Origin of the sequence: Pseudomonas oryzihabitans, from assembly GCF_014522265.1 — a bacterium.
Classification (GTDB): Bacteria; Pseudomonadota; Gammaproteobacteria; order Pseudomonadales; family Pseudomonadaceae; genus Chryseomonas; species Chryseomonas aestiva.
In genome coordinates this window covers 4999664-5013241 of record NZ_CP017024.1, presented here as the reverse complement: position 1 = coordinate 5013241, position 13578 = coordinate 4999664, and the positions used below count along the sequence as shown (strand labels likewise).

Annotated in this window: 11 protein-coding genes, 1 tRNA gene and 1 pseudogene; 8 read left to right on the top strand and 5 right to left on the bottom strand. The window is 64.3% G+C overall.

The window, feature by feature from the left end:
- Positions 1-5: 5 nt before the first annotated feature.
- The 3 genes from BGI51_RS23185 to BGI51_RS23175 form a co-directional block, all read right to left on the bottom strand.
- Positions 6-548 (bottom strand): invasion associated locus B family protein, encoded by a 543-nt coding sequence (locus BGI51_RS23185; protein WP_187979900.1) that lies wholly within the window; start codon positions 546-548, stop codon positions 6-8.
- A gap of 75 nt (positions 549-623) precedes the next feature.
- The gene (locus tag BGI51_RS23180) at positions 624-962 is read right to left on the bottom strand and encodes a zinc ribbon domain-containing protein YjdM (RefSeq protein ID WP_158894478.1); all 339 of its coding nucleotides are present in this window, start codon (positions 960-962) and stop codon (positions 624-626) included.
- Positions 963-1032: 70 nt separating this feature from the next.
- Complete coding sequence (locus tag BGI51_RS23175) at positions 1033-2046, bottom strand: sensor histidine kinase (protein WP_252977173.1); 1014 nt, start codon at positions 2044-2046, stop codon at positions 1033-1035.
- Between the two features lie 263 nt (positions 2047-2309).
- On the opposite strand from BGI51_RS23175, the gene BGI51_RS23170 reads away from it, so the two are divergent.
- Complete coding sequence (locus BGI51_RS23170) at positions 2310-2684, top strand: response regulator (RefSeq protein WP_187979899.1); 375 nt, start codon at positions 2310-2312, stop codon at positions 2682-2684.
- Between the two features lie 82 nt (positions 2685-2766).
- On the opposite strand, the gene BGI51_RS23165 is transcribed toward BGI51_RS23170, so the two are convergent.
- A tRNA-Asn gene (locus BGI51_RS23165) sits at positions 2767-2842 on the bottom strand.
- A gap of 82 nt (positions 2843-2924) precedes the next feature.
- A complete protein-coding gene (locus tag BGI51_RS23160) occupies positions 2925-4127 on the bottom strand; it encodes an amino acid aminotransferase (protein WP_187979898.1) in 1203 nt (400 codons plus the stop codon).
- A gap of 247 nt (positions 4128-4374) precedes the next feature.
- On the opposite strand from BGI51_RS23160, the gene uvrB reads away from it, so the two are divergent.
- The 7 genes and pseudogenes from uvrB (at position 4375) to rpsA (ending at position 13428) form a co-directional block, all read left to right on the top strand.
- Entirely contained in the window at positions 4375-6384 is a 2010-nt protein-coding gene (gene uvrB, locus BGI51_RS23155; protein WP_187979897.1) for an excinuclease ABC subunit UvrB, read from the top strand.
- Positions 6385-6606: 222 nt separating this feature from the next.
- A complete protein-coding gene (gene gltX, locus BGI51_RS23150; protein WP_187979896.1) occupies positions 6607-8088 on the top strand; it encodes a glutamate--tRNA ligase in 1482 nt (493 codons plus the stop codon).
- Between the two features lie 59 nt (positions 8089-8147).
- Positions 8148-8759 (top strand): YitT family protein, encoded by a 612-nt coding sequence (locus tag BGI51_RS23145; RefSeq protein ID WP_187979895.1) that lies wholly within the window; start codon positions 8148-8150, stop codon positions 8757-8759.
- Between the two features lie 113 nt (positions 8760-8872).
- Positions 8873-9985 (top strand): histidinol-phosphate transaminase, encoded by a 1113-nt coding sequence (hisC, locus tag BGI51_RS23140; protein WP_187979894.1) that lies wholly within the window; start codon positions 8873-8875, stop codon positions 9983-9985.
- 13 nt (positions 9986-9998) lie between these two features.
- Positions 9999-10883, top strand: a pseudogene (locus BGI51_RS23135) (prephenate dehydrogenase/arogenate dehydrogenase family protein); the annotation flags it as partial.
- Positions 10884-10921: 38 nt separating this feature from the next.
- The gene (cmk, locus tag BGI51_RS23130; protein ID WP_007160398.1) at positions 10922-11608 is read left to right on the top strand and encodes a (d)CMP kinase; all 687 of its coding nucleotides are present in this window, start codon (positions 10922-10924) and stop codon (positions 11606-11608) included.
- Between the two features lie 140 nt (positions 11609-11748).
- Positions 11749-13428 carry a 30S ribosomal protein S1 gene (gene rpsA, locus BGI51_RS23125; protein ID WP_007160397.1) on the top strand — a complete coding sequence of 560 codons (1680 nt, stop codon included), beginning with the start codon at positions 11749-11751 and terminating at the stop codon, positions 13426-13428.
- Positions 13429-13578: the final 150 nt, after the last annotated feature.

Sequence of the window (13578 nt, the reverse complement as noted above, 5' to 3'; positions counted from 1 at the left end):
GGTCCTTACAGCGGCTTGGTCAGTTCCTTGGCGCGGTCATAGGCCTTGGAGAAACCCTTGAGCGACAGGCTTTCGCTGGCGGTCTCGCCATTGGCGACCGGAGTGGTCACGGTCAGGCGACCGCCGCGCTGCAGCTGCTTGAAGACGTCACCGACGAATTCCACCGGCACCACGCAGCCCTGGGGGATGCAGGTGTGGAAGGGCCGATTCTCCAGGCTGCGCTTGTCGATCTGCAGCGAGATCGGCTTGGTCACCGCCACGCCAAAGGGCAGCACCAGGATGCCGTCCACACCTTCCCGATTGGGGCGCAACTCGGTGACCAGCATGCGCTGGCCCTTGGCGCTGTCCTTCTGCTGGGTGATGGCGCACAGCTGCGCGGAGCGGTCCGCGTTGCGGGCGATGCGGCAGATCACCTGCCAGTCGCCATACTTCTCCGTGACTGACGGCTGAGGTTCCTGGGCGTTGGCAGGCGCCGACTGGGCGAAGGCCTGGCCGGCGAGCAGCAGGGGCGCGAGGAACAGGGCCGAGCGGATGAAGCGCTGAGACATGGAGAGTCCTTGGCAGGAGGGAAAGAGCCTCAAGGGTAGGGCATCGCTCCGCCAGGGAACACCCCGGCACGACGATCAGACCTTTTTGACGAACTCGGATTTGAGCTTCATCGCACCTATGCCATCGATCTTGCAGTCGATGTCGTGATCGCCGTCGACCAGGCGGATGTTCTTGACCTTGGTGCCGACCTTGACCACCAGCGACGAGCCCTTGACCTTGAGGTCCTTGATCACGCTGACGGTATCGCCGTCCTGCAGGGGATTGCCGACCGCATCGCGGATCACCTTGGCTTCAGCCGCGGTACCGACGTCCCCGGGCGTCCATTCATGGGCGCATTCCGGGCAGATCAGCTGATCGCCATCGGCGTAGGTGTATTCGGATGCGCAGAGGGGACAGGGTGGCAAAGCGGTCATGGCGGGGCACCTGGCTGGAAAAGCCGCGCATTGTATAGGGTTTTAGCCCGGCGCGGGTGGGGGCCATGCCCTAGGCTGCCAGCTGTACCTCGACCACGGTACCGTGGTCGTTGCGGTAGTGCGCCTCGCCACCGAGCTGTTCGGCCAGGCTCTTGATGATCTTGAAGCCCAGGCGCTGGCTGGTACGCGGATTGAATTGCGGCGGCATGCCCCGACCGTTGTCGGCGATCCGCAACAGCAGTCGCTGATCGTCGCCGCGCTGCAGGCTGATGCTGATCAGGCCACGCTGGCCGGCGTCGAAGGCGTGCTTGAGGGAATTGGTCACCACCTCCGCCACCAGCATCGACAGGGTGGTCAGGCGGGGCAGGTCGAAATTGAGCGGTTCGGCGGTGATGGCGCAGGAGACATTGGCCTGGCCCGCGGCGGCCAGCAGATCACTGGTCAGCAACTGCAGGTGATGGGCCACTGGCTGATCGGCATCGGCGGGGTCGTGCAGGCGCCGGTGGATGCGCGAGATGCTCTCCAGCCGCGAACGGGCTTCTTCCAGGGCCTGGGACGCCTGGCTGTCGCCGGGCAACTTGAGTTGCTGCAGCATGAGCAGCGAGGCGATGAACTGGATGTTGTTGGCGACCCGGTGCTGCAACTCCTGGAACATTGTCGTCTGGACGTTGTAGAGGTCGTGGATCACCTGCTGTTCGGCGCGCAGCCGGGCGCTGGCTGTGTGCATGTAATGGATCAGCACGATGTCGACGCTGACGATGACCACATAGAAGGCCAGGGCCAGGGCACCCTGGGGCCCTACGTCGAAGGTCCAGCCCGGCGGAATGAAGAAGTACCAGGCGGCCAGTCCGGACAGCACGGCGCAGAGGGTGCCGGCGCGGCTGCCGCAGAAGAAGGCGGTCAGGATGACGGCGGGAAAGAAGGTCAGGTAGGGAAAGCCCTGCATCAGGACGTCCACCAGGGCGAAGCGTGCCGCCAGGGCCAGGGCGAATGCCAGCAAGGCGAGGCTGTAGGCCAGTGCCGGGCGAGCGCGGATCCTGCTGCTGAGATCGCTGATCCAGTGACGACGAGACGACGGATCCAAGGCTCTGACCTGCGGGGTAGACGGCGGCGGCGCAAGCTTAACGCAAAGCCGTCTCGCTTGGGCGGATGGTGGCACCAAAGGTGGCTCTGTCCGGCTCGACGGCGATTTCCTGTACAAGGCCTGCACCTTCCCGAACGAAATGGCTGGCTCTGGGCGGGACGAGGGTTTTTTCTTGTACAGAGTGCCCTTGGTCGTACAAGTCAGGACGGCAGCGAAACGTTATGGTCAAACGATTACGTCTTTAACCATCACAGGATTCGCTCATGAATCGCCAGCGCGTATTGGTCGCCGAAGATGAGCCCGTCCTATTGGATCTGCTGCAGGAGCTGTTCGAGGGCTGGGGTTATCAGGTGCATGCCTTCGGCAGCGCCGATGCGGCCTGTGCCTTTCTGCAGGACGAGCAGCCGCAGCTGGATCTGCTCTTCACCGATGTGCGCATGCCGGGAATCCTGAGCGGCGTCGACTTGGCACTGCAGGCCCGTGGGCGGCAGGCCAATCTGCCCATCGTCATCACCTCGGGCTATTGCGACGACAATCCCGCTCGCGCGGCACGAGCGACCTTTCTGCCCAAGCCCTGGGATCTGGAGGCGTTGCACCGCAGTTGCCCGCCGCCCGGGCGCCAGGGGCGCTATGCCTAGACCCTTTGCAGGGGCCGGTAACAGGTAAGTTGCGCCCATGAAAAAGCCCGTAGCGGTCACCCGCTACGGGCTTTTCAGATTTTGGCTCCGCGACCTGGACTCGAACCAGGGACCCAATGATTAACAGTCATTTGCTCTACCGACTGAGCTATCGCGGAACAACGGAGCGTATCTTACTGATAGATAACGGGAAGTCAAGCCTTGGCAGCGCCCTGAAAAGACGCTGCCGGAAGTGCCGTCTTAGCCCTTCAGGACGGCGGCGATGGCCTGGACGGTCGGTGGCAGATTACGCTCGTTCAACGCCGCCACGCAGATGCGTCCGGTGCTGACCGCATAGATGCCGAATTCGCTTTTCAGCCGCTCGACCTGCTCGGCGGTGAGGCCGGAGTAGGAGAACATGCCGCGCTGCGCGTTGACGAAGGCGAAGTCGCGAGTGGCGCCAGCCGCGGCCAGGCCTTCCACCAGGGCGTTGCGCATGGTGCGGATGCGCTGGCGCATCTCGCCCAGTTCGGCTTCCCACAGGGCGCGCAGCTCGGGATTGCTCAGCACGCTGGCGACGATGGTGGCGCCATGGGTCGGCGGGTTGGAGTAGTTGGTGCGGATCACCCGCTTGACCTGGGACAGCACCCGGGCGCTTTCCTCGCGGCTCTCGCTGACCAGGGTCAGGGCGCCGACCCGCTCACCGTACAGCGAGAAGGATTTGGAGAAGGAGCTGGAGACCAGGAAGGTCAGGCCGGAGTCGGCGAACAGGCGTACCGCCTGGGCGTCTTCCTCGATGCCGTCGCCAAAGCCCTGGTAGGCGATGTCGAGGAAGGGCACCAGGTTGCGCGCCTTGACCACGTCCAGCACCGCCTGCCAGTCGGCCGGCTGCAGATCGACGCCGGTGGGGTTGTGGCAGCAGGCGTGCAGCACCACCACCGAGCGCTCCGGCAGCGCCTGGAGATCGGCCAGGAAACCTGCGCGATTCAGGCCGTTGCTGGCAGCGTCGTAGTAGCGATAGTTCTGCACGGGAAAGCCGGCGCCCTCGAACAGCGCGCGGTGGTTTTCCCAGCTCGGGTCACTGATGGCGACCACGGTATCCGGCAGCAGCCGCTTGAGGAAGTCGGCGCCGATCTTCAGCGCACCGGTGCCGCCAACGGCCTGCACGGTGATGGCACGGCCTTCGCGCACCAGGCTCGACTCGGCGCCGAACAGCAGGTGCTGGACGGCCTGGTCATAGGCGGTGATGCCCTCGATGGGCAGGTAGCCACGCGGTGCCTGGGCGGCCACGCGCTGCTGCTCGGCCTCGGCCACGGCGCGCAACAGCGGAATGCGGCCCTGCTCGTCGTAGTAGACCCCCACGCCCAGATTGACCTTGTGCGGACGGGAATCGGCGTTATAGGCCTCGTTCAGGCCAAGGATGGGGTCGCGGGGTGCCATTTCGACGGCGGAGAACAAACTCATGGGGCAGGGGCTCGAATGAGGGGTGAAGGGAAGGGCGGAACGCTTAGGAACCAGGAGTATAGCCCCCTGCAGGCACCATCGCGACCCGACCTCGGTAGGAGATTTCCTGACGTGCGGCGCCGCAGGCGGATTGCAAAGGGGTGCATGCGACCTCATCTAGGGCCTTCCAGCTTTTTCCTCGTCCACACCGCCCTGACCTTGCGTCGGCGCGGTGGTGTCCGTGCATTTCCGCGCTCTTGAGGCAGCCATGTCCGCATTCCAGCTCTCCACTCGCTACACCCCGGCCGGCGACCAGCCCGAAGCCATTCGCCAGATGGTGGAAGGCCTGGAGGCGGGCCTGTCGCACCAGACCCTGCTCGGCGTGACCGGCTCGGGCAAGACCTTCAGCATCGCCAACGTCATCGCTCAGGTGCAGCGCCCGACCATGGTGCTGGCGCCGAACAAGACCCTGGCCGCCCAGCTCTATGGTGAATTCAAGGCCTTCTTCCCGAACAACTCGGTGGAGTACTTCGTCTCCTACTACGACTACTACCAGCCGGAAGCCTATGTGCCCTCGTCGGACACCTTCATCGAGAAGGACTCGTCCATCAACGACCATATCGAGCAGATGCGTCTGTCCGCCACCAAGGCGCTGCTGGAGCGCAAGGACGCCATCATCGTCGCCTCGGTGTCCTCGATCTACGGCCTGGGCAGTCCCGAGGCCTACCTGAAGATGGTCCTGCACCTGGATCGCGGCGACCGCATCGACCAGCGCACCATCCTGCGTCGCCTGGCCGAGTTGCAGTACAGCCGCAACGACATGGAATTCGCCCGCGCGACCTTTCGGGTGCGCGGCGACGTCATCGACATCTTCCCTGCGGAATCCGACCTGGAAGCGGTACGCATCGAGCTGTTCGACGATGAGGTGGAAAGCCTGTCGGCCTTCGATCCGTTGACTGGCGAGGTGATCCGCAAGCTGCCGCGCTTCACCTTCTATCCTAAGACCCACTACGCCACGCCACGCGAGACCCTGCTGGGCGCCATCGAGAACATCAAGCGGGAGCTCGCCGAACGCCTGGAATGGCTGCGCAGCCAGAATCGCCTGCTCGAAGCCCAGCGGCTGGAGCAGCGCACTCGCTTCGACCTGGAAATGATCCTCGAACTGGGCTATTGCAACGGTATCGAGAACTACAGTCGCTACCTGTCCGGGCGGGGTCCGGGCGAGCCGCCACCCACTCTCTATGACTATCTGCCGAGCAATGCCCTGCTGGTGATCGACGAATCCCACGTCACCGTTCCGCAGATTGGCGCCATGTTCAAGGGCGACCGCTCGCGCAAGGAAACCCTGGTGGAATACGGCTTCCGCCTGCCCTCGGCGCTGGACAACCGGCCCCTGAAATTCGAGGAGTGGGAGGCCGGTGCGCCCCAGACCATCTTCGTTTCGGCTACCCCCGGTCCCTATGAGGAAGAGCACGCCGGCCGCGTGGTCGAGCAGGTGGTGCGCCCCACCGGCCTGGTCGACCCCATCATCGAGATCCGTCCGGCCACCACCCAGGTGGACGATCTGCTCTCCGAGATCCGCCTGCGGGTGGCCCAGGAGGAGCGGGTGCTCTGCACCACCCTGACCAAGCGCATGGCCGAGGACCTCACCGACTACCTGGCCGACCACGACGTACGGGTGCGCTACCTGCACTCGGACATCGACACCGTGGAACGAGTGGAGATCATCCGCGACCTGCGCCTGGGTACCTTCGACGTCCTGGTAGGCATCAACCTGCTGCGCGAAGGCCTGGACATGCCGGAAGTCTCCCTGGTGGCGGTGCTCGACGCGGACAAGGAAGGCTTCCTGCGTTCCGAGCGTTCGCTGATCCAGACCATCGGCCGGGCGGCGCGCAACCTCAACGGCAAGGCCATCCTCTATGCCGACAACATGACCGGCTCCATGCAGCGCGCCATCGACGAGACCGAACGCCGGCGCAACAGGCAGCTGGCCTTCAACGAAGAACACGGCATCGTGCCCCAGGGCATCAAGAAGGACATCCGCGACATCATGGAAGGCGCCGCGGCCCCGGGTGCCAAGGGCAAGCGCCGAGTGGCCAAGGCCGCCGAGGACCAGGGCGAATACGCCGCCGAACTGCGCTCGCCGAGCGAGATCGGCAAGCGCATCCGTCAGCTCGAAGAGAAGATGTTGCAGCTGGCGCGCGACCTGCAGTTCGAATCCGCCGCCCAGCTGCGCGATGAGATCCAGGCACTGCGCGAGCGCCTGGTCCAGGTCTAGGAGCCTGTACCTGTTCTGCTGCGCGTCGGCCAAGCCGCGTTGAAAAATTGCTTCGGAATGCTCATTTACCCTTCGTAAACTCCGCTTCCTCAGCTATTTTCGCCTTGCTTGGCTCTAGCTCACGAGAACATGAACAGGCTCGGGCTTTCCGCCAACTGGCAGCGCCAGGGCTGGCGCTGCTACCATTCCGCCTTTGTCCCTTCGCGTTTTTCGAGAAAGCCGATGACCACCGTTCGCACGCGCATCGCGCCGTCGCCCACCGGCGACCCGCATGTCGGTACCGCCTATATCGCCCTGTTCAACCTCTGCTTCGCCCGTCAGCACGGCGGTCAGTTCATCCTGCGCATCGAGGATACCGACCAGGTCCGCTCGACCCGCGAATCCGAACAGCAGATCTACGACGCCCTGCGCTGGCTGGGCATCGAATGGGACGAAGGCCCCGACGTCGGCGGCCCCCATGGCCCCTATCGGCAGAGCGAACGCGGCGAGATCTACTGGAAGTACGCCCGGGAGCTGGTGGAGAAAGGGCATGCCTTCCTCTGCTTCGCCACCCCGGAAGAACTCGACCAGATGCGCGCCGAACAGCAGGCACGGGGCGAGACCCCGCGCTACGATGGTCGCGGCCTGCGGCTGACCCCGGATGAGGTGCAGCAGCGCCTGGACGCCGGCCAGCCCTATGTGATCCGCATGAAGGTCCCGGAGGAGGGCGTCTGCGTCGTCCCCGACCTGCTGCGTGGCGAGGTCGAGATCCCCTGGGATCGCATGGACATGCAGGTGCTGATGAAGGCCGACGGCCTGCCCACCTACTTCCTCGCCAACGTGGTCGATGACCACCTGATGGGTATCACCCACGTCCTGCGCGGTGAAGAGTGGCTGCCCTCGGCGCCCAAGCTGATCAAGCTCTACGAATACTTCGGCTGGGAGCAGCCGCAGCTCTGCTACATGCCGCTGCTGCGCAATCCCGACAAGAGCAAGCTCTCCAAGCGCAAGAATCCCACCTCGGTGACCTTCTACCAGCGCATGGGCTATCTGCCCGAGGCCATGCTCAACTACCTCGGCCGCATGGGCTGGTCCATGCCCGACGAGCGCGAGAAATTCACCCTGGACGAGATGGTCGAGCATTTCGACCTCCAGCGCGTCTCCCTGGGCGGTCCGATCTTCGACGTCGAGAAGCTCTCCTGGCTCAACGGCCAGTGGCTGCGCGAGCTGAGCCCCGAGCGCTTCGCCGCCGAGGTGCAGCAGTGGGCGCTCAATCCCGAGTACCTGCTCAAGATCGCCCCGCTGGTGCAACAGCGGGTCGAAACCTTCAGCCAGATCGCCCCACTGGCCGGCTTCTTCTTCAGTGGCGCCCTGAATCTGGATCCGGCGCTGTTCCAGCACAAGAAGCTGTCCACCGACCAGGTCCGCCTGGTCATGCAACTGCTGCTGTGGAAGCTCGAAGGCCTGCGCCAGTGGGACAAGGAACGCATTACTGCGGTGATCCAGGCGGTCGCCGAGCACCAGCAGCTGAAGTTGCGCGACGTCATGCCGCTGCTGTTCGCCGCCATCACCGGTCAGGCCAGTTCGGTCTCGGTGCTGGATGCCATGGAGATCCTCGGTCCGGACCTCACCCGCTTCCGCCTGCGCCAGGCGGTCGAGCTGCTGGGTGCGCCTTCCAAGAAGGAAACCAAGGAGTGGGAGAAGCTGCTGGCCGAACTCGGCTGACAACCTCCCGGCCGATTCCGGAGTCGGGGTCGGCTTCCCCCTTGCGCCAGGATGGCCCCATGACCTCCGTGACTCCCCAACGGCACAATCTGCTCGAAGATGTGCTGGCCTTGCTCAGCGCGACCCTGATGATCGCCCTGGCGGTCAATCTCTATCGCCAGGCCGGCCTGCTCACCGGCGGTACCGCGGGCCTGGCCTTTCTCGCCCAGTACGGCACGCGCCTCTCCTTCGGTCAGGCGTTCTTTCTCATCAACCTGCCGTTCTACTGGCTGGCCGTGCGGCGCATGGGCTGGGCCTTTACCCTGCGGACCCTGGCGGCCGTGACCCTGGTGTCGCTGCTGACCGAGTTGACCCCGGGCTTTGTCGCCTTCAGTGCACTGCAGCCCCTCTATGCCGCGGTGATGGGCGGCGTCCTGATGGGCGTGGGGCTGCTGATCCTCTTCCGTCACCAGGCCAGCCTCGGCGGCATCAACATTGCCGTGCTCTATCTGCAGCAGCGCTATGGCTGGCGAGCGGGCAAGGTGCAGATGGGCATCGATTGCCTGATCGTCCTGCTGGCGCTGTGGGTCGTCGAACCCGGTGCCATCCTCGTCTCGATCCTGGGCGCCGTGATCCTCAATCTGACCCTGGCGATCAACCATCGGCCCGGGCGTTACAGCGCCATCAGCTAGGGGCTTTCCGTCGCGCAGGCGCAACTTCGATTGGTCCGCGACCCGCCTTGGCTTTAAGATGGCGCCCATTTTCGGCGGCCCGACCGTCGTCATTGCAAGTTGAAGAGGTCTCCATGAGCTGCGATTTCCTGGCACAAGCCCTTCCCGGCGTACAGAAACTCTCGCCCTACGTGCCTGGCAAGCCCGTCGATGAACTGGCCCGTGAACTGGGCATGGCGCCGGCCAGCATCGTCAAGCTCGCCAGCAACGAGAACCCGCTCGGCCCCAGCGCCAAGGCCCTCGAAGCCATTCGTGCCGAACTGGCCGAGCTGACCCGCTATCCGGATGGCGGCGGCTTCGACCTCAAGCAGGCCCTCAGCCAGAGATTCGGTGTGGCCGCCCCTGGCATCACCCTGGGCAACGGCTCCAACGACATCCTCGAACTGGTCGCCCGGGCCTATCTGGCGCCCGGCTACAACGCCGTGTTCAGCGAGCATGCCTTCGCCGTCTATCCGCTGGTGACCCTGGCCATCGGCGCCGAAGGCCGCAGCGTCCCGGCCAAGGACTACGGGCATGACCTCGACGCCATGCTCGCCGCCATCGATGCCGACACCCGGGTGGTCTTCATCGCCAATCCCAACAACCCTACCGGCACCTGGTTCGACAGCGAGGCCCTGGCACTCTTCCTCGCCCGCGTACCCGAGCACGTCCTGGTGGTACTGGACGAGGCCTATATCGAATACGCCGAGGGCGACGAGCTGCCGGACGGCCTGGCATTCCTTGCCCAGTACCCCAACCTCGTCGTCTCGCGTACCTTCTCCAAGGCCTATGGCCTGGCCGCCCTGCGCGTCGGCTATGCCTTCTCCTCGCCGATCGTGGCCGACGTCCTCAATCGGGTGCGCCAGCCGTTCAACGTCAATAGCCTGGCCCAGGCCGCGGCCTGTGCGGCCCTGGCCGACAGCGACTACCTGGCCCGCAGTCGGGCCCTCAACGATGCGGGCATGGCCCAGCTGGAAGCCGGTTTCCGCGACCTCGGCCTGGCGTGGATTCCTTCCCGTGGCAATTTCATCGCCGTGGACCTGGGGCGCGACGCCGCGCCGATCAACCAGGGGCTGCTGCAGGAGGGCGTCATCGTGCGGCCCGTCGCCGGCTATGGCATGCCGACCTTCCTGCGCGTCTCCATCGGCACCGAAGCGGAAAATGCCCGTTTCCTGACGGCGCTGAGCAAGGTCCTGGGTCGTGGCTGAAGTGGCCACCCTTCTGATCGACCGTCTCGTCGTTGTCGGCCTGGGCCTGATCGGCGGCTCCTTCGCCAAGGGCGCTCGCGCCAGTGGTCTCTGTCGTGAGGTGGTCGGGGTCGATCGCGATCCCGAGACCCGCCGGCTGGCGGTCGAACTGGGTGTGGTCGACCGCTGCGTCGCCGAGCTGGACGATGCCTGCCCGGGTGCCGACGTCATCCAGCTCGCCGTGCCCATCCTGGCCATGGAGCGGGTGCTGGCCGATCTCGCGGCCTTGCCGCTGCAGGGTGCCATCCTCACCGACGTCGGCAGCGCCAAGGGCAACGTGGTGCGCGCCGCTCGCCAGGCCTTCGCCGGCCAGTCGCTGCGCTTCGTGCCGGGTCATCCCATCGCCGGCTCCGAGCGCAGCGGCGTCACGGCAGCCAACGCGGCGCTGTTCAATCGGCACAAGGTCATCCTCACGCCACTGGAAGAGACCCTGCCGTCCGATCTGGACAAGGTCGACCGGCTCTGGCGCGCCATAGGGGCCGATGTCGAACACATGACCGTTGAGCATCATGACCAGGTCCTCGCTGCCACCAGCCACCTGCCGCACCTGCTGGCCTTCAATCTGGTGGATTCCCTGGCCAAGCGCAGCGAGAACCGCGAGATCTTCCATTACGCTGCTGGCGGTTTCCGCGACTTCACCCGCATCGCCGGCAGCGATCCGACCATGTGGCACGACATCTTCATCGCCAATCGTGAAGCCGTGCTGCAGGCCCTGGACACCTATCGCGCCGATCTCGACGAGCTGCGCGGCGCCATCCAGGCCGGCGATGGTCAGTTCCTCATGGAGGTGCTGACCCATGCCCGCGGCGCGCGCGAATATTTCGGGCGCATCCTCGCCAGTCGTACCCAGGCCGGCGCTCAGGTCGCCGTCCATCAATCTCTTACGGAGGGGCACTCATGAGCAGTACCGCACCCGTCATCACCCTCGATGGCCCTGGCGGTTCGGGGAAGGGCACCCTCGCGGCGCTGGTCGCCCGTCAGCTGGGCTGGAATCTGCTGGATTCCGGCGCGCTCTACCGCCTGCTGGCCTTCGCCGCCCGCAACCATGGCGTGGACTACACCAACGAAGAGTCGCTCAAGTTGCTGGCGGCCCACCTGGACGTCCAGTTTCTTGCCGGGCATGAGCACGGCCAGCGCATCATCCTCGAAGGGGAGGACGTCACCGACGTCATCCGGACCGAGGAAGTCGGCGCCGGCGCCTCCCAGGTCGCTACCCTGCCCGCCGTGCGCGATGCCCTGCTGCAGCGCCAGCAGGCGTTCCGCGAGGCGCCCGGTCTGGTCGCCGATGGCCGTGACATGGGCACCGTGGTGTTTCCGGACGCCGAGCTGAAGATCTTTCTGACCGCCGGTGCCGAGGAAAGAGCACAGCGGCGTTATCTTCAGTTGAAGCAGAAGGGCGAAAATGTTAGCTTGCCTGCCCTCCTGGAAGAGATCCGTGAGCGGGACGCCCGCGATAGTCAGCGTAGCGTTGCTCCGCTCAAGCCGGCCGACGATGCCGTCGAGCTGGATTCCACGCATCTCTCCATACAACAGGTATTGGAACGCATCCTGACCCTGGCCGCCGAGCGCGACCTGGCGGGATGAAGGCCGAGACTCATCCGAGTCGTCGGTGAAAGCTACCGGGAACCAGTCGCATCCCGGCAGCCGGATGGTAACCACTCACCCCGCATGGGCTGGTCATGCGGTAGCCGGATACATCGGGTATCCATACAACAGGTATGAACATGAGCGAAAGCTTCGCAGAACTCTTTGAAGAAAGTCTGAAATCCCTCGACATGCAGCCGGGCGCCATCATCGTCGGCACCGTGGTGTCGATCGATGGCGACTGGGTTGTGGTCGATACCGGCCTGAAATCCGAAGGCCTGGTTCCGCTCGAGCAGTTCTACAACGAACAAGGCGAGCTGACCATCAACGTGGGTGACGAAGTCCACGTAGCCCTGGATGCCGTCGAAGACGGTTTCGGCGAAACCAAAGTGTCTCGCGAAAAGGCCAAGCGCGCCGAGTCCTGGCTGGTCCTGGAAGCCGCGTTCAGCGCCGACGAAGTGGTCAAGGGTGTCATCAACGGCAAGGTCAAGGGCGGTTTCACCGTCGACGTCAGCGGCATCCGCGCGTTCCTGCCGGGCTCCCTGGTCGATGTCCGTCCGGTGCGTGACACCACCCATCTGGAAGGCAAGGAACTCGAGTTCAAGGTCATCAAGCTGGACCAGAAGCGCAACAACGTTGTCGTTTCCCGTCGTAGCGTCCTGGAAGCCGAGAACAGCGCCGAGCGTGAAGCTCTGCTGGAATCCCTGCAGGAAGGCCAGCAAGTCAAGGGTATCGTCAAGAACCTCACCGACTACGGTGCGTTCGTCGACCTGGGCGGCGTAGACGGCTTGCTGCACATCACCGACATGGCCTGGAAGCGCATCAAGCATCCGTCGGAAATCGTCAACGTCGGTGACGAGATCGACGTCAAGGTGCTGAAATTCGACCGCGAGCGCAACCGCGTCTCCCTGGGTCTGAAGCAGCTGGGCGAAGATCCGTGGGTCGCCATCAAGGCCCGCTACCCGGAAGGCACCCGCGTTCAGGCGCGCGTCACCAACCTCACCGACTACGGCTGCTTCGCCGAGCTGGAAGAGGGCGTGGAAGGCCTGGTGCACGTGTCCGAAATGGACTGGACCAACAAGAACATCCACCCGTCCAAGGTCGTTCAGGTCGGCGACGAAGTGGAAGTCATGGTCCTGGATATCGACGAAGAGCGTCGTCGTATCTCCCTGGGCATCAAGCAGTGCCGCGCCAACCCGTGGGAAGAGTTCTCGGGTCAGTTCAACAAGGGCGACCGCATCTCCGGCACCATCAAGTCGATCACCGATTTCGGTATCTTCATTGGTCTGGAAGGCGGCATCGACGGCCTGGTACACCTGTCCGACATCTCCTGGAACGAAACCGGCGAAGAAGCCGTGCGTCGCTTCAAGAAGGGTGACGAGCTGGACACCGTGATCCTGTCCGTTGACCCGGAGCGCGAGCGCATCTCCCTGGGTATCAAGCAGCTGGAAGACGATCCGTTCTCCAACTACGCCTCCCTGAACGAGAAAGGCACTATCGTGCGCGGTACCGTCAAGGAAGTCGATGCCAAGGGCGCTGTCATCACCCTGGCCAACGAGATCGAAGGCGTCCTGAAGGCGTCCGAAATCAGCCGTGACCGCGTCGAAGACGCCCGTAACGTGCTGAAGGAAGGCGACGAAGTCGAAGCCAAGATCATCAGCATCGATCGCAAGAGCCGCGTGATCAGCCTCTCCGTCAAGTCCAAGGACGTTGACGACGAGAAGGAGGCCATGAGCTCCCTGCGTAGCAAGCAAGAGCCTGCTGCTGGCCCCACCACCATCGGCGACCTGATCAAGGCGCAGATGGAAAGCCAGAACTAAGTTCGAGCTTGAATAAAAGGCGACCCTTCGGGGTCGCTTTTTTTTGGCTGGCGAAAATTGGGCAGGGTGGTCATGACCCGTAAAAAGTTGCCGGGACCAAAGTCGTCCGCTTGACTTTTCAAAAATCCGTCGGCGTGCTAAAAGTCCTTG